The organism is Pseudomonas sp. BR20 (genome assembly GCF_050780135.1).
Classification (GTDB): Bacteria; Pseudomonadota; Gammaproteobacteria; order Pseudomonadales; family Pseudomonadaceae; genus Aquipseudomonas.
Window position 1 is genome coordinate 6493305 of the sequence record NZ_CP172012.1, and the last position, 26150, is coordinate 6519454.

At 54.5% G+C, this 26150-nt stretch carries 24 protein-coding genes and 1 pseudogene; 4 read left to right on the plus strand and 21 right to left on the minus strand.

Going from position 1 to position 26150, the window contains the following annotated elements:
• Positions 1-80 precede the first annotated feature (80 nt).
• The 7 genes from ACHPFG_RS29980 to ACHPFG_RS30010 form a co-directional block, all read right to left on the minus strand.
• On the minus strand, positions 81-926 hold the full coding sequence (locus tag ACHPFG_RS29980; RefSeq protein ID WP_431701204.1) for a hypothetical protein: 846 nt from the start codon (positions 924-926) through the stop codon (positions 81-83).
• 20 nt (positions 927-946) lie between these two features.
• The gene (locus tag ACHPFG_RS29985) at positions 947-1951 is read right to left on the minus strand and encodes a hypothetical protein (RefSeq protein WP_431701205.1); all 1005 of its coding nucleotides are present in this window, start codon (positions 1949-1951) and stop codon (positions 947-949) included.
• 20 nt (positions 1952-1971) lie between these two features.
• A complete protein-coding gene (locus ACHPFG_RS29990; protein ID WP_431701206.1) occupies positions 1972-2706 on the minus strand; it encodes a hypothetical protein in 735 nt (244 codons plus the stop codon).
• A gap of 831 nt (positions 2707-3537) precedes the next feature.
• On the minus strand, positions 3538-4167 hold the full coding sequence (locus tag ACHPFG_RS29995) for an HAD family hydrolase (RefSeq protein WP_431701207.1): 630 nt from the start codon (positions 4165-4167) through the stop codon (positions 3538-3540).
• Between the two features lie 81 nt (positions 4168-4248).
• Positions 4249-4746: a hypothetical protein gene (locus tag ACHPFG_RS30000; protein ID WP_431701208.1), complete on the minus strand. Its 498-nt coding sequence runs from the start codon at positions 4744-4746 to the stop codon at positions 4249-4251.
• A 98-nt stretch (positions 4747-4844) separates the two neighbouring features.
• Positions 4845-5162 (minus strand): hypothetical protein, encoded by a 318-nt coding sequence (locus tag ACHPFG_RS30005; protein ID WP_431701209.1) that lies wholly within the window; start codon positions 5160-5162, stop codon positions 4845-4847.
• Positions 5163-5238: 76 nt separating this feature from the next.
• Positions 5239-5973 carry a metallophosphoesterase gene (locus ACHPFG_RS30010; protein WP_260368226.1) on the minus strand — a complete coding sequence of 245 codons (735 nt, stop codon included), beginning with the start codon at positions 5971-5973 and terminating at the stop codon, positions 5239-5241.
• A 176-nt stretch (positions 5974-6149) separates the two neighbouring features.
• Between ACHPFG_RS30010 and ACHPFG_RS30015 the strand changes: the two genes are divergently transcribed.
• Entirely contained in the window at positions 6150-6626 is a 477-nt protein-coding gene (locus ACHPFG_RS30015) for a helix-turn-helix domain-containing protein (RefSeq protein ID WP_093466079.1), read from the plus strand.
• Positions 6627-6678: 52 nt separating this feature from the next.
• Here the strand turns inward: ACHPFG_RS30015 and ACHPFG_RS30020 are convergent, their stop codons facing one another.
• From ACHPFG_RS30020 to ACHPFG_RS30065, 10 genes and pseudogenes are all read right to left on the minus strand, one after another.
• On the minus strand, positions 6679-7875 hold the full coding sequence (locus ACHPFG_RS30020) for a hypothetical protein (RefSeq protein ID WP_431701210.1): 1197 nt from the start codon (positions 7873-7875) through the stop codon (positions 6679-6681).
• 143 nt (positions 7876-8018) lie between these two features.
• Positions 8019-8309 (minus strand): hypothetical protein, encoded by a 291-nt coding sequence (locus ACHPFG_RS30025; RefSeq protein WP_431701211.1) that lies wholly within the window; start codon positions 8307-8309, stop codon positions 8019-8021.
• A 213-nt stretch (positions 8310-8522) separates the two neighbouring features.
• A complete protein-coding gene (locus ACHPFG_RS30030) occupies positions 8523-9356 on the minus strand; it encodes a thymidylate synthase (RefSeq protein WP_431701212.1) in 834 nt (277 codons plus the stop codon).
• On the minus strand, positions 9353-9862 hold the full coding sequence (locus tag ACHPFG_RS30035) for a hypothetical protein (RefSeq protein WP_186607217.1): 510 nt from the start codon (positions 9860-9862) through the stop codon (positions 9353-9355). The genes ACHPFG_RS30030 and ACHPFG_RS30035 overlap by 4 nt, the downstream gene beginning before the upstream one ends.
• Entirely contained in the window at positions 9859-11994 is a 2136-nt protein-coding gene (locus ACHPFG_RS30040) for a tyrosine-type recombinase/integrase (RefSeq protein WP_431701213.1), read from the minus strand. The genes ACHPFG_RS30035 and ACHPFG_RS30040 overlap by 4 nt, the downstream gene beginning before the upstream one ends.
• Positions 11991-14906 carry a tyrosine-type recombinase/integrase gene (locus ACHPFG_RS30045; RefSeq protein ID WP_431701214.1) on the minus strand — a complete coding sequence of 972 codons (2916 nt, stop codon included), beginning with the start codon at positions 14904-14906 and terminating at the stop codon, positions 11991-11993. Before ACHPFG_RS30045 ends, ACHPFG_RS30040 begins: the two co-directional genes overlap by 4 nt.
• Positions 14907-15052: 146 nt before the next feature.
• On the minus strand, positions 15053-16291 hold the full coding sequence (locus ACHPFG_RS30050; RefSeq protein ID WP_431701215.1) for a tyrosine-type recombinase/integrase: 1239 nt from the start codon (positions 16289-16291) through the stop codon (positions 15053-15055).
• 104 nt (positions 16292-16395) lie between these two features.
• Positions 16396-16974: pseudogene (gene thyA / locus ACHPFG_RS30055) on the minus strand (thymidylate synthase); the annotation flags it as partial.
• A gap of 52 nt (positions 16975-17026) precedes the next feature.
• On the minus strand, positions 17027-17839 hold the full coding sequence (lgt, locus tag ACHPFG_RS30060; protein WP_090401608.1) for a prolipoprotein diacylglyceryl transferase: 813 nt from the start codon (positions 17837-17839) through the stop codon (positions 17027-17029).
• A 65-nt stretch (positions 17840-17904) separates the two neighbouring features.
• Positions 17905-18687: a sulfite exporter TauE/SafE family protein gene (locus ACHPFG_RS30065; protein WP_431701216.1), complete on the minus strand. Its 783-nt coding sequence runs from the start codon at positions 18685-18687 to the stop codon at positions 17905-17907.
• Positions 18688-18808: 121 nt separating this feature from the next.
• Between ACHPFG_RS30065 and ACHPFG_RS30070 the strand changes: the two genes are divergently transcribed.
• Positions 18809-19555, plus strand: coding sequence for an NRDE family protein (locus ACHPFG_RS30070; RefSeq protein WP_431701217.1), 747 nt, complete (start codon positions 18809-18811; stop codon positions 19553-19555).
• A 118-nt stretch (positions 19556-19673) separates the two neighbouring features.
• On the opposite strand, the gene ptsP is transcribed toward ACHPFG_RS30070, so the two are convergent.
• Positions 19674-21953, minus strand: a complete 2280-nt coding sequence (ptsP, locus tag ACHPFG_RS30075) for a phosphoenolpyruvate--protein phosphotransferase (protein ID WP_339451887.1) — start codon at positions 21951-21953, stop codon at positions 19674-19676.
• A 22-nt stretch (positions 21954-21975) separates the two neighbouring features.
• The gene (locus ACHPFG_RS30080; RefSeq protein WP_053128161.1) at positions 21976-22455 is read right to left on the minus strand and encodes an RNA pyrophosphohydrolase; all 480 of its coding nucleotides are present in this window, start codon (positions 22453-22455) and stop codon (positions 21976-21978) included.
• Between the two features lie 143 nt (positions 22456-22598).
• Here ACHPFG_RS30080 and ACHPFG_RS30085 point away from each other — a divergent pair, with 143 nt between their 5' ends.
• A complete protein-coding gene (locus ACHPFG_RS30085; protein ID WP_431701218.1) occupies positions 22599-23255 on the plus strand; it encodes an HAD family hydrolase in 657 nt (218 codons plus the stop codon).
• A gap of 111 nt (positions 23256-23366) precedes the next feature.
• On the opposite strand, the gene ACHPFG_RS30090 is transcribed toward ACHPFG_RS30085, so the two are convergent.
• Together ACHPFG_RS30090 and ilvA are read right to left on the minus strand one after the other, a co-directional pair.
• Positions 23367-23780, minus strand: coding sequence for a DUF2269 family protein (locus ACHPFG_RS30090; protein ID WP_131697544.1), 414 nt, complete (start codon positions 23778-23780; stop codon positions 23367-23369).
• Positions 23781-23821: 41 nt separating this feature from the next.
• Positions 23822-25336 (minus strand): threonine ammonia-lyase, biosynthetic, encoded by a 1515-nt coding sequence (ilvA, locus tag ACHPFG_RS30095; protein ID WP_431701219.1) that lies wholly within the window; start codon positions 25334-25336, stop codon positions 23822-23824.
• Between the two features lie 136 nt (positions 25337-25472).
• Between ilvA and rpiA the strand changes: the two genes are divergently transcribed.
• Positions 25473-26144, plus strand: a complete 672-nt coding sequence (gene rpiA, locus ACHPFG_RS30100; RefSeq protein ID WP_431701220.1) for a ribose-5-phosphate isomerase RpiA — start codon at positions 25473-25475, stop codon at positions 26142-26144.
• Positions 26145-26150: the final 6 nt, after the last annotated feature.

Genomic DNA, 26150 nt, shown 5'->3' on the forward strand with positions numbered 1-26150 from the left:
TGAGGCCTATAATTAATTTTAAGAAAAAACGTAAACGGCACGTCAGTCGTTACGTTCTTATATCATCGAGATAATCCTCGCTAAGATTCGCTAAAAAAAATCATCTCATTAATGATACTTTCGGAACTTGTAGTTCGCCATGAAAGGGTCTTCGACAACTGAGTCTTATCAATTAATTCAAATTTCTCCAGCCTATCTCCATTGTCAAACACAAGTACATCTCCAACCTCCCGAGCTAGCGCCGTGAACAACTGCTGAGTCAGATAATCTTGTATTTCGATGAGGTTTTTGATTTGCCCTTGGAGAGGAGATCGATTTGCAATCCAAATTGAGCTGTTTTTGTCAATTGCTTTTGATATTCCTTTAAGTAGACTTATTTTGCTCCAACCATGATTACTCATTGATCCACTAATCTCTTGAAGAGCGAGCGAAGTATCAATTAATATCTGTGCTGAGAAATTACAACTCACCATTGAATAAGAAAGAACTAACCCTCCGGATATCAGGTTTTTGTCTAGCCACTTCTGAGAGATTTCTGATATGAGACTACTATGCAAAGGGTCATCTGTGTAAATTGTTGCATTGAAAGATACTTTGGGAAATGGGAATGAGGGGATTAGTGTAGCGACGATATTGTGATGATAAGTAGTTTCAATTTTCACTGATAGATTTCCAGTGACGTCTTGCGCGACTAAAGGAGCAAATTGCTTCCCAGGAAATACGCCTTGCAATCTCATAAGTTCAGCGCTTGTAACTTGCAGGTCTATTTCTCCATGCAGAACTGTTGCTTTATTTCCAATGGCTCGTGAGTCAAGTGCATCCCACGTTGCGATCGGCCCAAAGTGAATTAAATTTGGATTGTCTAGATCTGCGAATAATGGCGTATTCGCAGAAACTAAAGGCCAATTTATGACTGGTCTCGGCATTTCAATACTCCAAATAGAATTCAGTGTTTAATGCTTTTACCTGTAGAAGGATCAATATAGTCTTGAAAATCGGGTTGCCCGTCTCTGTCATAAGTTAACGAGGCGCCGTCATATCCGCTGAAATATTTTTTGTCGATATTGCCAACGTACACTGCAATCCCGAGGTCTTTAACTTCGAAGTCACGTTCAACTCCAGTCCAAACTGAAGTCTTATCTTCTTCTATTTTGGAGTAGTTAAGGCTATAACAAAATATTGAACCGGAAGGGTGAGCTGGTAATGGATTCTCTTGTAACGTAGGCTCAAACAAGCGTGTTGCGATTTTCTCGGCAAAAGTATAAATTTTTTCCTTTTGGGAAGGGGTTCCGCCGGTTATATCGATGTGTAGTGCATCAGACTGTATAAGTTTTTGCGTTTCATATGAAATATTGGCGCTTACATACCAGTACTTAACACTTGCTTGAGATCGAAAATGCTCTTGAATTCTGTGCCAGTTCGCGGTGATTGACCAAGAAAAATCAGTTTTCTTTGTGCGAACAGAGAAGTAAATCACTCCAGACCAGCCGGCACCTGTTTTCTGGAAATAATGAGACATGTCCGGTTCCATTAACTCATCAATGGTAAAGGAGCAAGCCAAGTCCGTATATAAATTCACCCCTTTAGCTTGGCATTTTATGCTTCTATAAATTCCCTCAGTAAGAGACTCTAATGAGGGCGATACAGAGTCAGGTGATATGACTGCAAGCTTTACTCCTGGGCCATAGTTAGCATTAAGTTGACTCAATATATCCTTAAAATCTACAGATGGTGAAACCCCAGTCACCCCGAAGTTATAAATCGCAAATCCGTCATTTGGATCATTCTTGTTCTTGGCAAATAATCTTGCACCAAAATTCAAATCGCCATTTTGGCGCTTGGAAACTTCCGCGAATTTCGGGCAGTAATAAAATAATTTGGGATCATCCGAATCCTTGTATACTGTCATGTAGGCTGAGATACCAACAGTTTCGTATATCATTATAGTCATCGCACTTTACCTATTCAGAGTTATTTTGTAAGGCTCGTAACATCAATGTTTCTTAAGTTGACTTGCGTGGAAATTTGTTTTTGGAGGATACTTGAGTCGGTTGCTGTTCGGATCGGGTACGTCAGTTCAAAAATCACACCGCTATTCATTGATAGCATTGATTTAATCGATTTAATATTATCCGCCCCCTTTACTTGCAGTGCTATCAACATTTCATATGAGGACTGTGACGATCGAACTCCATCTACTATCGATATGGTTATAGAAGCAGGATCAAGAGCCTCAGTTAGAGGCCGGATTGCGGCTTGAGTAATTGGGTAGTACTTAATTTTCGCATGACTATCACCTGTATTAGAAATCGCGTTCTCCCCATCCTTGAGCATATCGAAAGTATTGCTTACCACTCCTATTAATATCATATGCCTTCCATCTGAGCGCTCTAGAGATATTGCCTCAGCAAGGTCTCCGCTCAAAGGCACAACCCCAAAAAAAGCGGGAACGACATAATAAGATTTTGAGTCAATATCTTTGTATATGGACATTTCCGGCGAGGAGTATGCAGGCTTATTAAATACAACGGGGGTTGGGGTAGGTTGTATCGAGCTCGTTTGGGTTTTTATAGTATAGGGGGTGTAGTGAGCGCATGAAGCCAGAACAAATCCAATTGGTATTAATACAGCTAATCGCCTCACCATAAAAAACCTATATCCATATTTACTTATTGATGGCTGCTTTGTGAGAAAATGGGACTTCATACAGTTATCCTTGATAAGAAACCACCGTGGTATGCTCGCAAACCTCAGCCAGGGATGATATTTAACGTGATGGCAGAATGATCTTTCTTTGGTATAGCATCGTTTAAAAACAGCGCAAGCTTCCCTGCAAAAAAAATTTTAGCTGCGAGTGATTTGTAACAATTATGAGAAACCGGCCAATAAAAAACTCGGATCAAACGCAACGGATGCGTTTTAAGCGCCTCTATCAGGTACCGGTTTTTATGATTTACGGCCCCAATTGAAAACGTTCGTCTCGGGCAAACTAGTCTTATAAGCAATAGCTATATAATTTAGATGAGAACTGAATTACTAGTTGATGGCTGCTTGAGGTAGGGCTCAGATTTGACGTAGCAGCGTGCAAAAAAGGCGTTTTCACCGGTCAATAATCAGGCAGTTTCGGATGACCGACTTTTTCAACAGCATTGGCCGATCTCTGCCGGTCATGTCTACGAATTATGCTGGTCAAGCCCGATGCAAATGACTGGTCAGGTCGAATGCAAATGGGTGGGCAAGTCTGTGCAATTACCCATAGACTTCAACCCTTCAGCGATTGTGCCGAACAGCCATGATCTGCACGCATGCGGCCTAGACACACTCATTGTCCTGGCTTGGCTGTTGGTTGAAGTCATAGTGGTGCGCATCGTAGCGGCCCTGATCCACGCCTGGGGCTACCAGCGCGCTTTCAAGCCTCGTTCTAGGCACTAGCCTCCCAACCCACTGACCGTTGGCACGCATGGACAGGGCCACCTCCTAGCTCGGCCCATCAGCTCAGACGCCACGCTTACCATCGAATTGAAGATCTGCTCGCAGCTACCTATCACTCAGCACTGATCGTGCAAAATGGGAAAGATTGGAAGCCCCGTCTCCATTCCTGCGCAACAGGTAACCTCTGATACCGACCTGGCCAGGCCCATTCCGATCACACCTTTCTGAGTCGCCAATCATGACGATCCGTCTCTGACCGCTGAGCTCATTTTCTGGCCGGACATTAAGCAGATCGCAGGTGTGCTGGTAGATGGCGGCTTGCGGTTTCATAACACCAATGCGATAGCTGAAACCATAGGCCCCAAGGTGCGGGAAAATCCTTTCCACTACGGGGCCGTAGGCCATTGCCAGGTTTGAACATACGGCCAGTCTCACCCCCGCAGCTTGCAGTAGCCCAACGGCCTCAACCGCGTCTGGATAAGGCTGAATGCTTGCCAGCTCTTCCTCCAAGCATTGATCAAGAAATGCGAGTTGGGAGGGCGAGATCTTGATACCAAAGGCCAGCGCAGCCTCGCTTAGAGAAAGGCAACGGGTCATGATCGTTCGAATGTCATCAGCGCGAGGCAAGCGGCCTTGACGCCGCCCCTCTCGAAGCAACTGTCGAAACGGATGTGTCGGCTGCTGTATCTCGACCAGCGTTCCGAAGGCGTCAAAGATAACGGCATTGGTCTTCATCTGAGTTTCCTTCGCTGTTCAGCGTCCGCAAGACAGCCAGCCACTCTAACGAGAATCAAGTTCAACAACCAAAAAACCAAGCTACCGCAGAGTAACGCCAAATTTTAAAAATTCATCCACCAGCGTTTTTCGACCCAGCATTTTCGGAAGCTTGAAGACGTTCCTGTACCCATACCACAAAAACATAGGAATAATGACAAGCCCAACTCCAAAGGTTGCCGTTGCAGCAATAATCCCAGCTGGAACCGCTGCTAGCGAAATAACCACACCCTTTACCAAAGTCGACCTTGCAATAATTCGCAGATCATCCAAGTCGCACTCAACTTTCCCACCAGCCTTCTCAAAAGCGACAACAATTATCGATTTCTTTGAGGCATGCTTATAGTACCAAGTTCGCGGAACATCAGTCGCCATAGCACCATGCTTCACAAGGTACTTCAGCATCACAACCTCTTTGAAATAGAGAGTAGCGCCGTGCTCATCTTCATATCTAACACGTCGATAGAGAGCGTCTAGATCACCGCTCCCTTGAGCATCATAGTTCTTAACAGTCAATGTCAGTTTTTTTAACTCGGACATGCTTCTTCCCTTAAACACACATTAACTATTAATGGATTAGATGATGGTGGGGCCTAATGAAGCAGGCTGAGACAGCGGCCTCGACAACGCGGGGGCACTCAAGCGGCGGCAGGCAATCGGCTGACCATGACGTAATGATCGTTGCCTGACACTGTCCGCAATAACGCCATGCCTTCGACCTCCGCTATCACCTCACTAGGGGGTGTGACAATTGTCATCCCATCAACCAGTTGCCCTGAAAGATCGTCATACACATACGCAACGAAACGATCGCCAACTTCAGCTGCATCTACCAAGTACGCGTCCACTAGTGCACCCCAATCATGGGCCTGCGCAATCGCTAACTTAGCTGACACCGGACTGGGCAGTCGTATTCCGCCCTCAGCCGTCCAGTCCTGGGAATTCAGACAACTCATGGATTCTCCATCACGTTCGAATTTGAAACCTACTCACTTACTGAAAAAAGCTAAACGCCGGCAGCCCTGTCAGTCTTCATACACTGACAACTAGGTCTGGCCGAAAGCCAGTTTCTTCATTGGGATAACCACGAGGATTACTCACAAACCGGATGCCGTTAACCACCTCATCCACGGCTTCGTGGGTATGGCCAAAGATCCATAGATCGATCTTAAAATTCATCAGGCCATCCCAATTGTTGCCATAGGCTGCTCGCAAGTGAGGATCGGCTCCTTGGTCACTCACGAACTTCATAAGGGGCGGATGGTGAGTCACAACTACACGCTTACCGTTGAATGGCAGCGACAGCTGAGCCTCTAACCACTCCTTCGTCTCTCGATTTCTCGCGATCAGGTCATCAGGGCGCAAACGCCGATACTGTTCACCGACACGGATAGCGCGAAAGTCATTCAGTGAGTCACGAGCACACCAAGAAGCAGCTACTGGGTCTCCGGTCGCGGCCAGGCTTGTCCAAGCCGTAGCACAGAGAAACTGCACATCACCGTACTCTAAAACCTGATTTTCCAAGATGTGGACGTGCGCCTCAGCAGCGTCAAGCAGCTTGCTGTGAGTTCGATCTATATTCCCGCTGTAGTGCTCATGATTGCCCATGGCGTAGACGACAGGCGTGCTGAAGGCCAGGCTGGCCCATCTGGCCCCCCTGGACTTCACATGGATGTCGCCGGCTAATACGACCACGTCACAGTCCACCACAGGGGGGACGAAATCGGCGAACTCACAATGTAAATCAGACAGTATGTGAAGCTTCATCCCTAGCCTGCTGACGTCGACTTTCTAATAAATTGATCACTCCCTAGCCGGTCGCCCGGACGCGGCGAGGCTGTCATCTGTAGGCCCACGATAAACGATGAGCGCCATTATTGCCAGCTTTCGATATTTATCGACGCATGGCGCTGTGGCCCTATTCTTCGTTTTGAGCGCTCAGCATGCAGAACGAGATAGCAGCAATAGTCCGAGCTCTGCGCGACCTTAGAGGATCGGCCCAGGAGGAGCTCGCCGAGATCAGTTCCCAAGCCAATCTGTCGCGATTGGAGCAAGGGAAAACGCAGGTGTCTTTGGTCAAGCTGAGCAAGATCGCGCTGACCCTAGATTTCGACCTCGTGGCTCTGGTCGCACTGTGTCAGGCCCTCCAAGATGGGTCATCACCTATCGATGTCATGGCGAAGGCTTCGCAGGATTTGGAGGGCTTCATAGCCCTGGGAGGCTTGCAGGGCCTGAAGAAGCACTGGGACGCTGGTGAAGGGCTGGTGAAGCGCACGCGAGGCAAACCCAGCAGTCCAGACCGAATCCGAGCTGTGCTAGAGCTCAAGGCCAGTGGCATGTCGAAGGCGGAGGTGAGTCGAGCGCTGGGTTTGCCTGAAGCGACTGTCAGGCGTTACTGGCTCAAAGAACTGCCTGGCTAGAAAGGGAGTTGTGGGGCAAGAGCAGAGAAGCTCTCCACTTGTCCGATTCGATTTAGCGCGGCGGCAGATCCGTGAAGCGCAGCCTCGGATAGATGCGCCTTTCCTCAGCGCATTTGGAAATCTGGAAGAACGCTGACAGCAGTGCATCTTCCGAAGGGCAGTGGCGGGTCATGACCTCGAACTCATTGTAATCGAAGGCTAGGACGCGGACACCGACCTCATCCATGAACTTCAAAATCATGGTGCTGTATTCATCGTAGTTGTCGATAAAAAACTCTCTGACCACGACAACTCCCACTAGGGGGCGTGCAGCAAGATCAATGTCCAAGGGCGTGCCGTCCACAAGCGCCAAGGCTGGATTGCCTTCTCGCTTGATCGTTGAAATAGCGCCACGTAGTTGCTGAAGACCGTTCTTCAACTGACTTGTAGCCTTCTTTCGCTTTCTCTCAAGCGTTGTGTTCAACGTCGCTGGGGTATTGGGACTGTCCTTCGCCTGCAGCAGTAAAGTCACTTCATCGCCCATTACCACTACGTCAGCCAGCTCCTCGCCATCGGAGACCTTCAAGGGGCCATGGATGATCCGCTCGGAGGTATATGCCCGCTGGAGCAGATAGATGATATCCAGTTCCTGAAACGTACCCGGCTCAGTGCGCTCCAACTGTGTATTGGAGAAGCCTTTGGAGCCTCGAAAGTCCTGGCGGGTAAGGTCGGTGATCAAATAGTCCGAAGGGAACAGATCCTCCTCTAGGAACACCGTTGTGGCACGAGCGTCGTCCTCATAGGTCGTGAGGCTGAACCATCTGTCCGCCTGCTCATACATCTTGGGCCAGTGATCTGCTCCAATGGGGCTGAGTGTACCGAGCTCCTTGCGGAGCTGACCAAGCTTCGCCTGGGCCTTGCAACTGAACAGCTCACGGTTGTGCTCGTCGAAAAAGCACACACTGAACTCGTCAGGGAAGCTCTGCAGTGCCTCGGTGAGAGGGTCACCAGGGATGAGTGGGGTTTTGATCAATAGCGGGCTTTGTGGGTCATCAAAGCAGGCTGTGAGAAGCGTAAGCCCCGTCGTCTCGTCTGCCTTGTATGGCGCGAGGTAAAGCTTCAATTCACGCCTTTGCTGAGCGGCTAGGATCAGCTCTTTCCCTGCCTTGATTACAAGCACGAAGCCTTCAGGGCCTTCAACGATCCACAATCCACGGGCTAACACCGCGATTTGCTGAAGCGCTTGTGGCTTCATGATCGTGAGGTACATGTGAACTCCTTGGCGGTTGCCTGATTGCGTCCTGCATAACCTGAAGCCTACGCTGAAGGTCGTCCGAGAGATAGCAGCTCACTGGTATATCAAGATCGAAGTAGCCACTTGGAGCAGGCCTGCCCGGCTACCGCCATTGATCCTCAGATCTGTTGGACGGAGACAACGTCGATGTACTTGTACTTCTTCTTACGCGCCGCGTTCTTGGCCTCCAATTCAGCGACCAATCGGCTCAGGGTGTTCGATTCATAAACGAAAACGTCCATATGCCCTTCGAACACCTTGGTGACGTGAAGGGTAACCCGCAATTTGCTTTGGCGCGGTTGCTCAGAGGCCTTCGGTGCTGCAGGGCTTTGCCTGGGTTTGAAGCTGCTAGGTGGTAAGCCGCTGAATAGCGCATCCCGCATCTGCTCTTCTGTGAGCACATCAGACATCCACAAACCTCCAGTTCGTTGGGCAATGATAGACAACATCCCCTGACCTTCCTGGAGATAGGTTCCGCAGGAAGGTGCTTGGATCAAACGGTTTTTAAGCGCTTCCAAGGCCGCAGCAGGAGCGACGTCTAAAGCGATTAGGCTAGGCCTGGTCTTGCCCACCGATATCCCATCCTGGCCAACCAAGATTTGGCTAGCCAGGCATTGACTCAGTTAGATCGATACAGGAGCAGGAATATGAGGATGTGGGTCATAGCCTACAATCTCGAAGTCTTCAAACTTGTAGTCATAGATACTTGCTGGCTTACGATTAAAAACCAAATTCGGCAGAGGGCGCGGATCCCGAGTAAGTTGCAGCTTAACTTGTTCAATATGATTCAAGTAAATGTGCGCGTCACCCATGGTAACTATAACTTCTCCAACTCCCAAATCACATTGCTGTGCGAGCATATGGGTTAGAAAACTAACTCCAGCCAAATTGTAGGGATTGCCAAGCAATAGGTCACTAGACCGAATATATAAGTGCGCAGACAACTTATTATTTGCCACATAGAATTGATAAAGCAGATGGCACGGTGGCAAAGCCATCTTCCCGTTCCGGGCATTCTCCTGAGGGCTCACCGACTCATCGGGAAGGTACTCGACGTTCCACCCATGGAAGAGGATGCGACGGCTGTTCGGGTTCGTCTTCAGCGTATTGACGACATAGTCGATCTGATTAATGGTTTTGCCGTCCTGGGTAGGCCAGGCCGTCCACTGCTTACCGTAGATCGGGCCAAGGTCACCGTCTTCAGTCGCCCACTCATCCCAGATGCGGACACCGTGCTCCTTGAGCCATTTGGTGTTGGTGTCACCGTTCAGGAACCAGATCATCTCGTTGATGATGCTCTTGAAATGCAGCTTCTTGGTGGTGAGGAGCGGGAAGCCATCCTCCAGGTTGTGGCGGAATTGGCGACCAAAGACACTCAGTGTGCCTGTGCCGGTGCGATCGCCTTTCTCGACGCCATTGCTTAGCACGTCAGCTAGCAGGTCTTGGTATGCTTTCAATTCGCTTTCTCCGCGTTTTCGGCCTCCAAGACGGCAATGACGTCCCGGAGCCGCTCAATCTCGTGTTCAAGAGATCCAATTTTTGACAGGTGTCCATTGGAATCCTGTAGAGCCATGTCTCGTGCATCACGAACCTTAGCCAAACGGGCATCCAGCACAGCAGCCGTCTCTTGAGAGTCTCTATACTTATTGAACCAGTATACAACTTCTAGACGACTTTTTTCTAGACGGTCTTCCAAGATACTGACTGGATCTTGGCGTTTAACTTTTTTACGCGCAAGTGCTAACTTCTTTAGAGCGCGTTGCTCTTTAATAAGTGCAAGCTTGTCCAGAGGAAACTGACGCAGGTATATCGTATTGCGATGGACTCCAGAAATCCTGCTTAGCTCAGAAACAGTTGCCTTAATTGAGCCATCTCTCGAAATAAGGGCCAGCGCTTCTGTTAGAACAGCTGTGATCCGGTCGTAGTCGGCGGAATTGCGCGCATCAAATGGTTGACTGCTCATACTTCAAGCTCCGTAGCTTCGCCAAGCCAATCCAGTACCCCTTTGGCCTCGTTAATGACTTCATTGATTTGATCCAAGCGATCCTGATAGAACGGGTCATTGAGCAACGCGCGATTCTGGGTATAAATCTCTCTCCACTTTGGAGCATGAGCCTTAGTAATCACCGAGTTGGCGCAGCGGTTAGGATTACAGCGAAGCCCACCGATACAAGGCAAGCTTTCATCAAACTCTTCAACACGACCTCCGTAGCACATCCCCATACCCACGTTCACTACTGCGATGCCTTGGGCTACAAGGGCATTGATGACTTCATCGTAGGTGTAGCCCGCGTCTTCGTACATTTTAAACATCGCCTTGTTCTTCGCTTTGTGCGCAGCGCCGTTTGCCCCAGCATATGTGCCCTCCGGATCGTAGTGAAGCCGCACTACTTCCCTCTCTGCCATAAACCGGTATTTGTTGCTCTTGCCGGCCTGACGACCTCCCATCTCGATTAAATCGCCAATATGCCCATAAACCAACGTGACAGCGCTAAACCCCCGATTATAATAGCCACCGATAATATCGCCAAAATGCTTTAATTGATGGCTGATGAACGGCAACCCTACCTCAGCACGGTAGAGCTGATAAGCCAGGGTGTGGCGCAACATATACGGATAAAAACCAAGCGCCTTATACTCATCCTCAGGAAGAATATATTCAAAAAAGGACATCAAGTGGTACTTCATTCCCACGCTGCTGACCTCTACCGGTTTCGCGCCTGGCGCTACTGTATCTGTAGGAGCAAACAGGAAAGGCGTCTGCTTATATTTAGCCAGAATTTTGGCTGCAGCCACCGCATCGCGAACAATCGGGATAGCCACCCAAGTATCATCGAACAACTTTCCGTAGGCGTTGCGGTGCTTTACGACATGACTATTGAGCACCCAGTACTGGCCACTCTCAGAAAGCGCATGTTCAAAGGTGATTTGAGACAGCTCTGAGGGCCTCATACCTGAGTACTGGGCCACAATGTAGCAGCAGCTGTAGTAGACCTGGTCAAGATACTTACGAAGTATACGATTGATTAGACCGCCCGCGATCTTTTTCACTGTCGAAACGGAGACCAGTGATGCACCCTCCTGTTGAAAAGGCCACATCAATTCATCCGGTACCTCGCCCATGACCGATGAGATAGTATTCTCGGGATAGCCAGCCTGTTTGAGACGCATAAGCGTGTACATGTTGAGCAAGCGAGGGGTCAGCTCATGCTCGTCTGCACGGTTGAATGCCCTGGCGTTACGACGCCGAAGGCTATCGATGTCCACTACCGATTCACCAAGTGTCGCCAAGAAATCCACAATCAACATGGAGGCTGTTAACGAAGAGTGCTCGAAGACTTTGTTCGACAGCACCTCACTTACCACCTTGTCGGTCGCCCCAGATGCCTTTTCTGTAGCGATATGCGCCCACTGAAGCTTGTTCAGGTCGACATGTGGCAGGAACCCGCCGAACACGCTTTCAGCAAAATACGGGGCACGAATAACGTTAAAGAACACTTTCAAGGCAGAGTTAAAGATAAACTCGTTTTTTTTTGCGGCTTCACGATAAGAAAGGGTGTCAAACCCCCGCACGCCGGTCTCAATACGCTGGACATAGTCTCGCCCAAACTCCTCTTGATCGCAGAGAGACATTTGATCCAGAAACCTCATGCCCGCTGAGAAATTCATGATGATCGAGGTGGCTTTCTTGTTCTTAGATTTTCGGCCACCATAAACATGCGACGGGGCCAGGTAATAAAGATAGAACGCGACTTTCATCTCAAGCAGTACCAACGCGCTTACTGCAGTATACTTAGACCAGTCCATTCGTAGCGCCGCCCCTCTAACGCTACGGGGAGAGTTGGGATAATCGCCATTGAAATCCCAGACCATATCCTTAATCAACGAACGGACTCCAGTTTCTGGGTTCGGCCTCGCTACCGGCAGCATCAACAATGCCTCATAGTACGCGGCGGCATCCACTGCACTCGTGGCCGCTAACGTCTCGTCTGCAGCCCGCTGCCTGAACACTACTCCTGTAGAGTCAGCGTGAGGAGCGAACCAAGAGCGCAAAGAGCTGAACTTTGACAGCAAATCAAAATGTGCTTCGTTCATTGGAATGTCCCCTCAACCATCACGCTCGTTTCAATGTATTCCGACAGCTGCTCTGCCTCTGCCAGCTCTTCAGGCGTAAAATCTGAGAACTTTGGATCGAGGATCTCTTCGAGCAATGCCAGGTTCTCCAAAATTACTGCACCGTAAGGAGTGTCCAGGACTCTCGATGACTCAATGGCATGGAGATAATCTCGACGCATCGCAAAAAGATCGGGCAGATTCGCTTTCGTGATGAGTCGGTTATCGCAACCCAGGCACTTGTTATAGAGCGAACAAGGTCTGCCCGGAATATAGCTTTTGAGCTTCTTGATAAAGTCAGGAGGGTTCAGGATATTGCGACACCCACCCAAAGGAGTTTTGAAGATAATGACATCTGACGGTGTTGCACGCGGCGCGGCCATTGGCTCGGTATGCACCGTTCGATTGTGGATGTCTCGCAGGGCTTCATCGAGCACCTTACGCGCCATGCGATTGAGATCGAGCCTGTCCAGATACACCACAGTGGTACGCATGCTTTTATGACCAAGTAGCACCTGGATCTCGCGCAGACTGACACCCTTTTCGATTAACTCACTTACAAAGCTTGGCCGAAGCCGTGAGGCGGTTAGTTGGAGGGGCTCTCCCTTATCGGTGAGCAAGCCGTGACTTTTCGTAAAATGGTTGAACATTTTATTCAGAATGGTAGGGCCAGATCCGTCCAGCGCCTTGATCTCCCCACGAGCTCTCGTTGATCCATCTCTGTAGATGAATAGGCGGGTAGCCGCCTCAGGGCTTGCCTCAGCACGCAGCTGGGCTGTGAGCGCCATCACGCCTGCAAAGATTTTCCGGACTTCTCGACCCTGAGAGGACGTAAGCCAGGAGATTTCCGCTTGAAAAATGTCGAGCGGATACTCTTTTGCGCCAGTAGAACGCTCCTTCCAGTATCTGAGGCACGGTCGGTTAGAAAGGCGATGGCGCTCTTCGAAGTCCTCACAGTCCAACCCAAGCAGCGAATCGGCGTTAAGGCCTGTCACCTGTGCCAGCCGGGCAACATAAGGCGCCAACGTGTTCGCGTTAAGCGTATAGAGCACTCCCCAGCTTTGGTAAACGTCGTAAATCGACTGATCCGAGTTATTGATAATGCGAATAAAGGCGACCTGGTAAGGGTCATCACTGTCCTTTGAACTGAAACCGATAGGTTTGCAATCCAGCTTGTTCTCAAAGATCCACCACGCGTTCTCCAGCGTGCCATAACCCCGCTTCACGTGCCCCAAAGCATCGAGAGGATCTTCCCCTCGACCACGCCGCTCATAAGGCTGGGCCAAGGTGTTTGTACGATCAATCACAAGGCCCAGCGTATCGCTGATGCGCTTCCTCTCGTTCGGGGTGTAAGGGCGGTAACGATCAGTTTCAGAAGTTTTTTCGAACTCCGAAACGGGAATGTATGAAGCGATTCCCAGCCCCTCCGTGTGCTTTGCGGTCTCCATGACATTTCTCACACCGCTCAAAATCGAATTGCACGTGAGCGTGGTCAGCTTCCCCTCGATCAGCTGGGTTTCAAGATATTTTTTGAACCTGGCGAGTGAGTAAACACCGACCATCTCGGTCAGCGGTTCGTGCCCCTCAAGTCCCGACTCCAAGAGGCTGTCGCGGTAGTGTGAATATGCAAGCCGATAGTTCGTGATCCCGGATTCGCGGTGCGATCCCAACGAGGCAACGGAAAACAGGTGCAACAGGGGTGAGAATGGCTGACCGTCCGTGGGCGCCAAGTCCGCAATACTTTCGACAAGCATTTTGCGGTAGGCCTGCATACGCTTCAGCGTCGAGTCCTCAGCCTCCGCACCTGCCTCTGCCTCATCCGCGAGTCGCTTCTCGCTGTCGCGCTCAGCGACGGTTTTGTACTCGCTCGCGAGGACGCCGAGAGACAGAAGATCAGTTGTGATCTCGTCCATGGTGATCGCGATCAAAGGAAGCTTCCAATTGCCCTTGAGATTGGCGAACTCTTCAATTTGATCGAGGTAACCCTTCCACTTGATCTTGTTGGCAAATGTGGGGATGACACACTTTTGCTGCTGATCCAGCCCCTCATACCAGCGCAACAACCGTCTGCGCCAGTCACACTCAAACGAGCTGTGGCCAGGGAAGACGATCAACTGCTCGGCCATGGCTTCGATGACGCCTTCCGCAAGATGTCGGTGATTTCTTACGGCGGCGGCAGACACGCCAATCTGCTCGGCAACGAAATCCACCAGTATCCGAGGCTCACCCTCACGCGGAACCAAAGGAATCTGGAGCAGCAAATCACGGCTTGCACTGACTTCGGCAACCCACTCTTGAATCAGCTCAGCGATCGCAGCCGAGTTCTTCCTCCGGCCAGGGAAGCTTTCTGGGATTTCAGCGCCTTGCAGCTTCAAGACCTGAGTAGAAATGTCCTCCCAGGTAGACATAAACAGCTCAGAATCACGCCCGCGATACATACCAGGGCCAGCGTTCTCAACCGCACCCGCGAACGCGATTTTTCCGTTGGTGAAAGGCAGATTTCGCTTATCGTCACCTGAGAGCGGTTCAAACCAATTCAACAACCTCCGACGCAGCTCGTTGTCTCGGATGGGGTACGACTCGATAACGATATTTTCGGCAACCATGGCCTGATAAACGCACGCGATAGAGGGATCCTGAGTTGATAGCAGCAACGGATCTACCCCCAAGACCTCGGAGACGTACTTTGTGGAAATATTTCCGAGGCTCCTAGGTTGCAGCATGACCTGCAGGAGAGCTTGGCGGTCATCTACCACCGATTCTGCCCAGTCACGGAGCTTGGCGCTCACTGCCTGTAGCGCAGCATCCTTCGCACTGAGCTCGGGGAAAGCCGGATTGGTACTTACGATACTTTCAGAGATTTTCAGTTGTTCACACATGAATTCATCATCCACAGCGGCACCACAGCCCTATAAAGGGCGCTGCCAAATATTCGGGAGGAGGATGCGATCCTGGTCTCAGCGGTCACGAAGCAAGGAGGCTGAATTGTCCCGTCCAAGCCTTGAGCGTCGTGAAAGCTAGGTGGATCGCATCAACTCGATCACTTCCGATCGGACGGGCGTATTCGAAGCCAGGTCTTTACGATCAACGCTTCCATTTCCTGCGCCCGAGTCACCGTTATCGCGTTGTCATCGAGTAATTTTCGATAGAGATCCATCGCGATTTGGTTGTACTTCTCGGTCGTAGATAAATGAGCATGACCCAGGCTTTTACTGGTGATGGTTAGACGCTCTAAGTAATCCGTGCCCAGGTCTGGGCTTGAAAGGATTGCGTACGCGTTACCGTGCCTGAGCTTGTGAGGAGAGATGGGACGGGCGATGCGGTTGGCCGCTAAGGCGCGCTCACAGAGCCTTTCAAACAGACTGCTGATGGCTCTGGCACTGAAGGCCTCGCCGTGTGTGTTGAAAAAGGCAGGCGTGTCTTCAGGCTTGCCGTATTTCCGGGAATGGGTGCGGTATACCAACGAATCGTGGTAACGCTTGACCCTCTCCAGCGTGGCGCGACTGACAATGCTGTATCGCGCCTTACGTTGGTTGCCACGCCCCTTGCTGCCGCTGATCCAAATGGGGCAGTAATCGACATGCAGAGGAAACTCCTCGTCCTGAGAGATGAACTTAGCCTTGCTGAATTTCAGGGCATCAAGGACGTTCTTCAAGCTAACAAACTCGACCTCGGAACGTCGCAGTCCCACATCGAAAATGAACTGCAAGAGGCACCGTTCCCTTTCGTAGGGAGTGGACTCAATGAGCGCCATCAGCTCTTCGGTACTGCAGCCTTCGATGAGTTTCGACTTCGGGGAAGGAGTGAACATCCCTCGGTCATATGGGTTGCTCTGGCGCAAAGGAGCTCGCCCATCCACTGATGCGCAGAGGTAGTTAGCCATGAATGACATGAGGGTGGCATCACGGTTCCGGGCTGTGGCGCTTTCCAGGTCACTCTCTTCAATAAGAGATCGGAAGTACTCACGATAGATATGCGTGCCTGCGTCGATGAAGGCTTCATCAAGCTTGCAGGATTGCAGTTCAGGACGGGACAGCAGGAAGTCATAGATGTAGCCAAGGTTATGGCCGTAGGTCTTCACGGATTTGATGGAAAGGCCATCCGTAGACGCTTGTTCGGAGAGGAAACCGGAGACGTGAGGCAAGAGACGCTCATCATCATCGAAGACGCCACAGCCAGTAACACGAACCACTCCCTCTGTGGTCGGGCTCACCTCGTTCAGCAGGGACTCTCCAAGATCCAGGACTTCAGCCCTAGCAGCTACTACCTTCATTTCCATCTCTCTCCAAGCCCTTCACACACCCTATACGGAATGTGCAGATTTGACTAGTCACTTTAAAAGCGCTCGGAAAGGATTTGGCTCTACGCAACCATTACGTAATGTGCAGTTTCTTTAAGGGGGGATAAAAGGAACACGTCGGAACTGCGGATGTACAACTGCATCGACAGGTGGCCGTCATGCACGAACGCCTGGTACAGCAGGTGGCACGGAGGCAGGGCTTGTTTGCCATTGCGCGCGTTTTCCTGCGGGCTCCTGGTTTCGTCCGGCAGGTATTCGACGTTCCAGCCGTGGAACAGGATGCGACGGCTGTTGGGGTTGGTCTTGAGCGTGTGCACCATGTAGTCGATCTGGTTGATCGTGCCGCCATCCTTGGTCGGCCAGGCGGTCCACTGTTCGCCGTACACCGGGCCCAGGTCACCTTCTTCAGTGGCCCATTCGTCCCAGATTTTCACGCCGTTTTCATTCAGCCACTTGATGTTGGTGTTGCCGCTCAACATCCAGATCAGCTCGTTGGCGATGCTTTTGAAGTGAAGCTTCTTGGTGGTCAGCAGTGGGAAGCCGTCGGCCAAGTTATGCCGATACTGACGGGCGAACACGGCCTTGGTGCCGGTGCCGGTGCGATCGCCCTTGGTCAATCCATTGGTCACGACGTCGTTCAGTAGTTCGAGATATTGCTTCATGTCATTACCTGTATCGTTGAAGCCGGGACCTCGCAGGCCCCGGCATTCGAATTTAAAGCGCGGTGTTCTTCAGCGGTTGCGGGCGGTTGTACGCCCACCACAGTAAGCCCAGGCCGACCAGGATCATCGGAATGCTGAGCACTTGCCCCATGGTCAGCCAGCCCCAAGCCAGGTAGCCCAGTTGGGCATCCGGCACGCGCACGAACTCGACGATGAAACGGAAAATCCCGTAGAACAGCGCAAACATGCCGGAAACGGCCATGGTCGGACGCGGTTTGCGCGAGAAGAGGTACAGGATAAGGAACAGTGCCACGCCTTCCAACGCGAACTGGTAGAGCTGCGACGGATGGCGCGGCAGTTGCGCCGGGTCGCTGAACGGCGGGAACACCATGGCCCACGGCACGTCGGTCGGCTTGCCCCACAACTCGGCGTTGATGAAGTTCCCGATACGCCCGGCACCCAGGCCGATCGGCACCAGGGGCGCGACGAAGTCCATCAGTTGGAAGAACGACTTGCCGTTACGACGGCCGAACCACCAGGCGGCGATCATCACACCGATAAAGCCACCGTGGAATGCCATGCCGCCTTTCCACACTTCGAAGATCAGCGTCGGGTTGGCGATGTAGGCAGAGAGATCGTAAAACAGCACATACCCCAGTCGCCCGCCGACGATCACCCCCATCGACAACCAGAACACCATGTCGGAGAGCTTCTCCTTGGTCCAGGTCGGGTCGAAACGGTTCAGGCGCCGGGAGGCCAGCAGCCATGCACCGCCGATGCCGATCAGGTACATCAACCCGTACCAGTGGATTTTCAGCGGACCGATGGCCAGGGCCACCGGGTCGATCTGCGGGTAAGGCAGCATTGCGACTCCTCGTTAAATCATTCGTTATGGCGACCGGACCATGCCCGGGCGCGATTAAGCCTGCGTTACAGCAAAAAATTCAAACCGACACAAAACAGCAAGCCGGCGAACAACCGCTTGAGCAAGCGCGGCGACAACCGGTGCGCCAGGCGTGCGCCGAAACGGGCAAACACCATGCTGGTCAGGGCAATGCCCAGCAGCGCCGGCAAATACACGAACCCTAGACTATGAGCGGGCAACAGCGGGTCATGCCAGCCCAGAATCATGAAACTTAATGCACTGGCCAGGGCAATCGGCAAGCCACAGGCGGACGAGGTGGCCACTGCCTGTTGCATCGGCACGCTGCGCCAGGTCAAAAACGGCACGGTCAGCGAGCCGCCGCCGATGCCGAAAATCGCCGAAGCCCAGCCGATCACGGTACCGGCCAGGGTCAGGCCAAGCTTGCCCGGCACCGTACGGCTGGCCTTGGGCTTGACCTCCAGGGCCAGCTGCACGGCGATGATCAGGGCGAATACGCCGATGATCTTCTGCAAGTTGGGTCCGGAAATCGCTTCGGCGGTCAGCGCACCAAAACCGGCGCCGAGCAGGATCCCCACGGTCATCCATACAAAGATCGGCCAACGCACCGCGCCACGTCGGTGGTGCTCACGCACGGCATTGACTGAGGTAAAGATGATTGTTGCCAGGGACGTGCCCACGGCCAGGTGGGTCAGCACCTGCGGGTCGAAGCCCTGCAAGGTGAAGCTGAACACCAGCACCGGCACGATGATGATCCCGCCGCCCACGCCAAACAGCCCGGCGAGCACACCCGCGCACGCGCCCAGCAGCAAATACAGCAGAAATTCCATGGGAGCCCCCAAACCAAGTCCGGCATGTTAACGGATGGAAGGCATGCGACCCAACTGGATACGATGGAACGCTGCTGCCTGTGTGGGTAGAGTGGCTAAAAACACAAAAGGGAATCGCCTGATGTGCCTGATTGTTTTTGCCTGGCGGCCGGGCCATGCCCAGCCACTGATCGTCGCGGCCAACCGTGATGAGTTCTACGCCCGCCCCAGCCTGCCGCTGGCGCAGTGGCCGGATGCGCCCGAAGTCTACGCCGGCCGCGATCAGGAAGCGGGCGGCACCTGGCTGGGAGTGAATGCCGAGGGGCGGTTTGCTGCCCTGACCAACATCCGCGACCCGCACCAGCCACCCGCACGCAAGTCCCGCGGGGAACTGGTGGCGCGGTTTCTCAGTGGTTCGCTGCCGATTGACGAGTATTTGGCCGACGTTAACGGCCGTTCGATTGAATATGCCGGATTTAACCTGCTGGTGGGGACGCGGGAAGCGTTGTGGCATTACAACGCCAATCACACCGAGCCGACGCAGTTGAAAGCGGGCGTGTATGGGTTATCCAATGCAGGGCTGGATACACCTTGGCCGAAACTGCTTAAGGCCAAAGCCGCGCTGAGTGAGTTGCTGAACGATCCCCAGCCCGAAGCGCTACTGGAGATTCTGAGCGATCCGCAGATTGCACCGTTTGCCGAGCTGCCGGATACCGGCGTGGGGTTGGCGACCGAGAGCCTGCTGTCGAGTGTGTTTATCGCCAGCCCCAGTTATGGGACGCGGGCGAGCACGGCGTTGATTGTGAATGCCGATGGCACGCGGCGGATGGTGGAGCGAAGCTTTGGACCGCATGGTGGGCGGTTGGGCGAGGTAGACATCAACCTGTAGGAGCGAGGGGGACGCCTAGTTCTTGCTCGCGAAAAACCTGAGAACGCCGCGGGGAATCAGGCACCCCGCGTTATCGTTGACGTTCTTCGCGAGCAAGAACTAGGCGTCCCCCTCGCCCCTACAAGGTTTTGGCGGAAGCCGGATTGATCATCCGCGTCAGCCCCAGGTTCTTCAGCGCCAATTGCAGCGAGCTGTGGATAACCTGCGGGTTGTCGATGGTCATCAACTCCGCCAGCAGATCCTTGGCCATGCCCAGTTCAACCTGGCGCAGCATCCACTTCACCTTCGGCAGGTTGGTGGCGTTCATCGACAGGCTGTCAAAGCCCATCGCCATCAACAGCACCGCCGCCGCCGGGTCGCCGGCCATCTCACCGCAGATGCTCACCGGCTTGCCTTCGGCGTGGGCGTCGCGCACCACGTGTTGCAGGGCTTGCAGCACCGCCGGGTGCAGGTAGTCGTAGAGGTCGGCCACCCGTGGGTTGTTGCGGTCCACGGCCAGCAGGTACTGGGTCAGGTCGTTGGAGCCCACCGACAGGAAGTCCACCTGCCGCGCCAGTTCCTTGGCTTGGTACACCGCCGCCGGGATTTCGATCATCACGCCAATCGGCGGCATCGGCACGTCGGCGCCTTCGTCGCGCACTTCGCCCCAGGCGCGGTGGATCAGGTGCAAGGCTTCTTCCAGCTCATGGGTGCCGGAGATCATCGGCAGCAGGATACGCAGGTTGTTCAGGCCTTCGCTGGCCTTGAGCATGGCACGGGTCTGCACCAGGAAGATTTCAGGGTGGTCGAGGGTGACGCGAATACCGCGCCAGCCGAGGAAGGGGTTGTCTTCCTTGATCGGGAAATACGACAGTGACTTGTCGCCGCCGATGTCCAGGCTGCGCATGGTCACCGGCAACGGGTGGAAGGCGGACAGTTGCTCGCGATAAATCGCCAGCTGCTCCTTCTCACTCGGGAAGCGCTGGTTGATCATGAACGGCACTTCGGTGCGGTACAGCCCCACCCCTTCGGCGCCGCGCTGTTGAGCACGCGCCACATCGGCCAGCAGGCCAGTGTTGACCAGCAGCGGTACACGGTGGCCGTCGAGGGTTACGCACGGCAGCTCGCGCAAGGAATCGAGCCCGAGCGCCAGTTGCTTCTCTTCTTCCACCACCTCGGCGTATTGCTTGCGCAGGACTTCGCTGGGGTTGGTAAACACCTCGCCGCGATGCCCATCGACGATCATGTCGATGCCATCGACCTTGGAGTACGGCAGGTCAACCAGGCCCATCACCGTCGGAATGCCCATGGCCCGGGCCAGAATCGCGACGTGGGAGTTACCCGACCCCAGGACCGAGACCAGGCCCACCAATTTGCCTTCGGGCACTTCGCCGAGCATGGTGGCGGTCAGTTCTTCACTGATCAGGATGGTGTTGTCGGGGTAGACCAGGTTGGTGGTGCGGTCTTCCTGCAGGTAGGCCAGCAGACGGCGACCGAGGTCACGCACATCCGAGGCCCGCTCGCGCAGGTAGGCGTCGTCCATCAATTCGAAACGGTTGACGTGATCAGTGACCACCTGGCGCAGCGCACCCTGGGCCCACTGGCCGGTCTTGATCACGGTCTTGACTTCGTTCCCGAGGGACGCGTCGTCGAGCATCATCTGGTACACATCGAACAGCGCGCGCTCTTCAGGGCGCAACTGGGTAGCCAGCTTGGTCGACAGGTTGCGCATGTCGGCGCGCACGCCTTCCAGGGCCGTCTTGAACAGTTTGATTTCAGCGTCGATGTCGTCGACGTGCTTGTCCGGCACCACATCGAGGTCGGCCGGCGGCAACATGACCACGGCAGTACCGACCGCCGCACCCGGCGAACCCGGTACGCCGACGAACTTGGCTTCCTGGATACCCTTGCCCTGGCCCCCCAGGCCGCGAATCGAGCCAGTGGCTTCGGCGTGGGCAATAACCCCGGCGAGCTGCGCGCTCATGGTCACGAGGAAGGCTTCTTCACCTTCGTCGAACTGGCGACGCTCTTTTTGCTGGATGACCAACACGCCGACGACGCGGCGGTGGTGAATGATCGGTGCGCCGAGGAACGAGGCGTAACGCTCTTCGCCGGTTTCGGCAAAGTAGCGATAACGCGGGTGATCGGCCGCGTTTTCAAGGTTCAGGGGTTCTTCACGCGTCCCTACCAAGCCCACCAGACCTTCATTGGGCGCCATGCTGACCTTGCCGATGGAGCGCTTGTTCAAGCCCTCGGTGGCCATCAGCACAAAACGGTTGGTCTCTGGGTCCAGCAGGTAAACCGAGCAGACCTGGCTGCCCATGGCTTCCTTGACGCGCAACACAATAATCCCCAACGCCGCCTTGAGATCCTTGGCGGAGTTAACTTCCTGGACGATCTTGCGCAGCGTATTGAGCATGGCTCGGGGTCGAACTCCGTCGTCAGTCGCGCGATAAAAGGCGCGGGGCAAGCTCTTTGAGAGCGCGACGATAAACCTCGCGCTTGAATGTCACCACCTGGCCCAACGGGTACCAATAGCTGACCCAGCGCCAGCCATCGAACTCCGGTTTACCGGTTAAATCCATCCGCACCCGCTGCTCGTTGGAGATCAGGCGCAGGAGAAACCATTTCTGCTTCTGGCCGATGCACAGCGGTTGGCTGTGGGTACGCACTAGGCGTTGCGGCAAACGATAGCGCAACCAGCCCCGGGTACAGGCCAGAATTTGCACATCTTCGCGCTCAAGGCCTACTTCTTCATTCAACTCACGGTACAAGGCGTCTTCAGGGGTTTCATCGGGGTTGATCCCGCCTTGAGGAAACTGCCAGGCATCTTGGTTGATTCGGCGAGCCCATAGCACCTGTCCGGCATCATTCGTAAGAATAATCCCGACATTAGGACGGAAACCATCGGGGTCGATCACGGCAACAACCTCGCAAACGCATGTCGCCGCATTGTTCCACAAAGGTTGTTCCAGCGGCAACGAGGCTTCTTACCTTATGTGCACTCTTGTGAAAAGACCGTATTCTTGACGCCTTTTTACAGACTTTTCAGCGAGTAACTGCAATGCGCCTGGCTTTATTCGACTTGGACAACACCCTTCTCGGCGGTGACAGCGACCACGCCTGGGGCGATTACCTCTGCGAACGGGGAATTCTCGACGCGGTCGCCTACAAAGCCCGCAACGACGAGTTCTACCAGGACTACCTGGCCGGCAAGCTGGACAACGCCGCCTACCTGAACTTCTGCCTGGAAATCCTCGGCCGCACCGAGATGGCACAGTTGGACGAATGGCATAACGACTATATGCGCGACTGCATCGAGCCGATCATGCTGCCCCTGGCCGCTGAACTGCTGGCCAAGCACCGCACCGCTGGCGACAAGCTGGTAATCATCACCGCCACCAACCGTTTCGTCACCGCGCCAATTGCCGCACGCCTGGGCGTGGAAACCCTGATCGCCACCGAATGCGAGATGGAAAACGGCCGCTACACCGGACGCAGCACCGATGTACCGTGCTTTCGCGAGGGCAAGGTGACGCGCTTGAATCGTTGGCTGGAAGAAACCGGGCATAGCCTGGAAGACAGTTACTTCTATAGCGACTCGATGAATGACCTGCCGCTGTTGGAGCAGGTGACGCATCCGGTGGCGGTGGACCCCGACCCGAATCTGCGCGCTGAAGCCGAGAAGCGTGGTTGGCCGGTGATTACGCTGCGTAGCTGATGGCCCTATCGGGGGCAATCCCCCTCCCACATTTAACCGAGTACATCCTTTGGAATGCGGTCGAGTGCGGGAGGGGGCTTGCTCCCGATGCAGCCGACGCGGTTTAAAACCCTAAACCGGCTTGGCGCCCATGAGCCCCGCAATCGCCACAAACCCCACCAGGCTCACTACCGCCAGCACCAAGGTGAAATTCAGGCTGCCGCCCTCGCCCTTACGAAGCCGGTTAAGCCGTGCCACCAGCCAGAACCAGGCCAACGCGGCCACGGTATAGAGGATGCTGGAACCCAGGATCCAGGTCTGCCCCAATGGCCAGCCGACCAGGTGCACCAGCCACCAGCCGGTAAACGGCATGCTGACCATGCAAACGCCCATCAGCAACCACACGAACGCCCACGGGCGCTGCACAGTCACGGCCGGGCCGGCGCTGCGCTTGCGCCAGGCCAGCAGCGCCAGGCCGAGGCCGCTGAGCAGCAGCACCACGGTGGCCGCTATGTGGATAACTTTGAGGGTGGTCAGGGTTTCCATGTGTCGTCTTCCTTAAAGGCCGCCCCAATCAGCGTAGTCGCTCAACCGAGAAACAGTTTGTAGGCCGGGTTATCGCTTTCATCCCAATACGGGTAGCCAATGGCCTCCAGGGCCGCCGGTACCAGATGGCGCTCGTTCGCCGGCACTTGCAGGCCGGCGACCACACGGCCGTCAGCGGCACCGTGGTTGCGATAGTGGAACATCGAGATGTTCCAGCGCCCGCCCAATTTGTTAAGAAAGTTGAACAGGGCCCCCGGACGCTCGGGGAATTCGAAGCGAAACACCACTTCATCACTGACCTGGGCCGCATGCCCGCCGACCATATGGCGGATGTGCAACTTGGCCAGCTCGTTCTCGGTCAGGTCCAGCACCGGGAAACCCTGACTGGTGAGGCTGGCGATCAACGCACTGCGCGGGTCGTTTTCCGGGTGGGTCTGCACGCCGACAAAGATGTGCGCTTCGCTGCCGGAGTGGTAGCGGTAGTTGAATTCGGTGATCTGGCGCTTGCCCACCGCCTCGCAGAACGCCTTGAAGCTGCCCGGTTTCTCAGGGATGGTCACGGCGATAATGGCTTCGCGACCTTCACCCAGCTCGGCGCGCTCGGCCACATGGCGCAGGCGGTCGAAGTTGACGTTGGCGCCGGAGTCGATGGCCACCAGGGTTTGCCCGGTGACGCCACGGGTTTCCACGTATTTCTTGATGCCTGCCACGCCAAGCGCGCCGGCCGGCTCGGTGATGGAGCGGGTGTCGTCGTAAATGTCCTTGATCGCCGCACAGATTTCATCGGTGCTCACAGTGATCACTTCATCCACATAGTGCTTGCAGATCTCGAAGGTGTGCTGGCCGATCTGCGCCACCGCCACGCCATCGGCAAAGATACCCACGGTGGGCAGCACCACACGCTCGCCGGCAGCCATGGCAGCTTGCAGGCAGTTGGAGTCATCCGGTTCGACGCCGATGATCTTGATCTCCGGGCGCAGGTATTTCACGTACGCCGCGATGCCGGCGATCAGCCCGCCGCCGCCTACCGGTACGAAAATCGCGTCCAGCGGCCCAGGGTGCTGGCGCAGGATTTCCATCGCCACGGTGCCCTGCCCGGCAATGGTGTGCGGATCATCGTAGGGGTGAATGTAGACGTAGCCTTTTTCGTCGACCAGTTTCAGCGAGTAGGCCAGGGCTTCCGGGAAGGAGTCGCCATGCAGCACCACTTTGCCGCCACGGGAGCGCACGCCTTCGACCTTGATCTCCGGGGTGGTCTTGGGCATCACGATCGTGGCCTTGACCCCCAGCACCTTGGCCGCCAGGGCCAGGCCCTGGGCATGGTTGCCCGCCGAGGCAGTCACGACCCCGCGCGCACGCTCTTCGGTGGTCAACTGAGTCAGCTTGTTATACGCGCCGCGAATCTTGAACGAGAACACCGGCTGCAGGTCTTCACGCTTGAGCCAGACCTTGTTGCCCAGCCGCTCGGAGAGCTGGCGGGCGGTCTGCAGCGGGGTTTCTACGGCAACGTCATAGACGCGCGAGGTGAGGATCTTTTTGACGTACTGTTCAAGCATCGGCGGAAATCACTGGGCGGGTTGGGCAGGGCCAAGGAGTCTAACCCAGCGTTTAGCCGGGCGACCACACGAATCCAGAGGTTTTGTTGGGTTATACTCGCGCCCCTCTTTACTCCCCGCCCGTTCCGGAGCCCGCATGACCCAGGATCAACTCAAACAGGCAGTGGCCCAGGCCGCCGTCGATTTAATCCTTCCTAAACTCGACGACAAGAGCATCGTCGGTGTCGGCACCGGCTCCACCGCCAACTGCTTTATCGATGCGCTGGCCCGGCACAAAGGCGCGTTCGACGGCGCCGTGGCCAGCTCCGAAGCCACCGCCGCGCGCCTCAAGGGCCATGGCATTCCGGTGTACGAGCTCAACACCGTGAGCGACCTGGAGTTCTACGTCGACGGCGCCGATGAAAGCGACGAACACCTGAACCTGATCAAGGGCGGCGGTGCAGCCCTGACCCGCGAGAAGATCGTCGCGGCGGTGGCCAAGACCTTTATCTGCATCGCCGACGCCAGCAAGCTGGTACCGGTGCTCGGCGCGTTCCCGCTGCCGGTGGAAGTCATCCCGATGGCCCGCAGCCACGTAGCCCGCGAACTGGTGAAGCTCGGTGGCGATCCGGTGTACCGCGAAGGCGTGTTGACCGACAACGGCAACATCATCCTCGACGTGTTCAATATGCAGATCACCAACCCGGTGGAGCTTGAGACCCAGATCAACGCCATCGTCGGCGTGGTCACCAACGGCCTGTTCGCCGCGCGTCCGGCGGATGTGCTGCTGCTGGGCACCGCTGAAGGCGTCAAAACCCTCAAGGTCTGATGCAAA

What these genes read in the sequence shown, in the direction of transcription:
- ACHPFG_RS30025 (WP_431701211.1), bottom strand. Translation starts at nt 8,309, where the DNA reads ATGTCTGATGTGCTCACAGAAGAGCAGATGCGGGATGCGCTATTCAGC.
- ACHPFG_RS30010 (WP_260368226.1), bottom strand. Translation starts at nt 5,973, where the DNA reads ATGAAGCTTCACATACTGTCTGATTTACATTGTGAGTTCGCCGATTTC.
- ACHPFG_RS30090 (WP_131697544.1), bottom strand. Translation starts at nt 23,780, where the DNA reads ATGGAAACCCTGACCACCCTCAAAGTTATCCACATAGCGGCCACCGTG.
- ilvA (WP_431701219.1), bottom strand. Translation starts at nt 25,336, where the DNA reads ATGCTTGAACAGTACGTCAAAAAGATCCTCACCTCGCGCGTCTATGAC.
- ACHPFG_RS30000 (WP_431701208.1), bottom strand. Translation starts at nt 4,746, where the DNA reads ATGTCCGAGTTAAAAAAACTGACATTGACTGTTAAGAACTATGATGCT.
- ACHPFG_RS30065 (WP_431701216.1), bottom strand. Translation starts at nt 18,687, where the DNA reads ATGGAATTTCTGCTGTATTTGCTGCTGGGCGCGTGCGCGGGTGTGCTC.
- ACHPFG_RS30020 (WP_431701210.1), bottom strand. Translation starts at nt 7,875, where the DNA reads ATGTACCTCACGATCATGAAGCCACAAGCGCTTCAGCAAATCGCGGTG.
- ACHPFG_RS30040 (WP_431701213.1), bottom strand. Translation starts at nt 11,994, where the DNA reads ATGAACGAAGCACATTTTGATTTGCTGTCAAAGTTCAGCTCTTTGCGC.
- ACHPFG_RS30005 (WP_431701209.1), bottom strand. Translation starts at nt 5,162, where the DNA reads ATGAGTTGTCTGAATTCCCAGGACTGGACGGCTGAGGGCGGAATACGA.
- ACHPFG_RS30070 (WP_431701217.1), top strand. Translation starts at nt 18,809, where the DNA reads ATGTGCCTGATTGTTTTTGCCTGGCGGCCGGGCCATGCCCAGCCACTG.
- ACHPFG_RS29990 (WP_431701206.1), bottom strand. Translation starts at nt 2,706, where the DNA reads ATGAAGTCCCATTTTCTCACAAAGCAGCCATCAATAAGTAAATATGGA.
- ACHPFG_RS29995 (WP_431701207.1), bottom strand. Translation starts at nt 4,167, where the DNA reads ATGAAGACCAATGCCGTTATCTTTGACGCCTTCGGAACGCTGGTCGAG.
- ptsP (WP_339451887.1), bottom strand. Translation starts at nt 21,953, where the DNA reads ATGCTCAATACGCTGCGCAAGATCGTCCAGGAAGTTAACTCCGCCAAG.
- ACHPFG_RS29985 (WP_431701205.1), bottom strand. Translation starts at nt 1,951, where the DNA reads ATGACTATAATGATATACGAAACTGTTGGTATCTCAGCCTACATGACA.
- lgt (WP_090401608.1), bottom strand. Translation starts at nt 17,839, where the DNA reads ATGCTGCCTTACCCGCAGATCGACCCGGTGGCCCTGGCCATCGGTCCG.
- ACHPFG_RS30015 (WP_093466079.1), top strand. Translation starts at nt 6,150, where the DNA reads ATGCAGAACGAGATAGCAGCAATAGTCCGAGCTCTGCGCGACCTTAGA.
- ACHPFG_RS30035 (WP_186607217.1), bottom strand. Translation starts at nt 9,862, where the DNA reads ATGAGCAGTCAACCATTTGATGCGCGCAATTCCGCCGACTACGACCGG.
- ACHPFG_RS29980 (WP_431701204.1), bottom strand. Translation starts at nt 926, where the DNA reads ATGCCGAGACCAGTCATAAATTGGCCTTTAGTTTCTGCGAATACGCCA.
- rpiA (WP_431701220.1), top strand. Translation starts at nt 25,473, where the DNA reads ATGACCCAGGATCAACTCAAACAGGCAGTGGCCCAGGCCGCCGTCGAT.
- ACHPFG_RS30085 (WP_431701218.1), top strand. Translation starts at nt 22,599, where the DNA reads ATGCGCCTGGCTTTATTCGACTTGGACAACACCCTTCTCGGCGGTGAC.
- ACHPFG_RS30050 (WP_431701215.1), bottom strand. Translation starts at nt 16,291, where the DNA reads ATGGAAATGAAGGTAGTAGCTGCTAGGGCTGAAGTCCTGGATCTTGGA.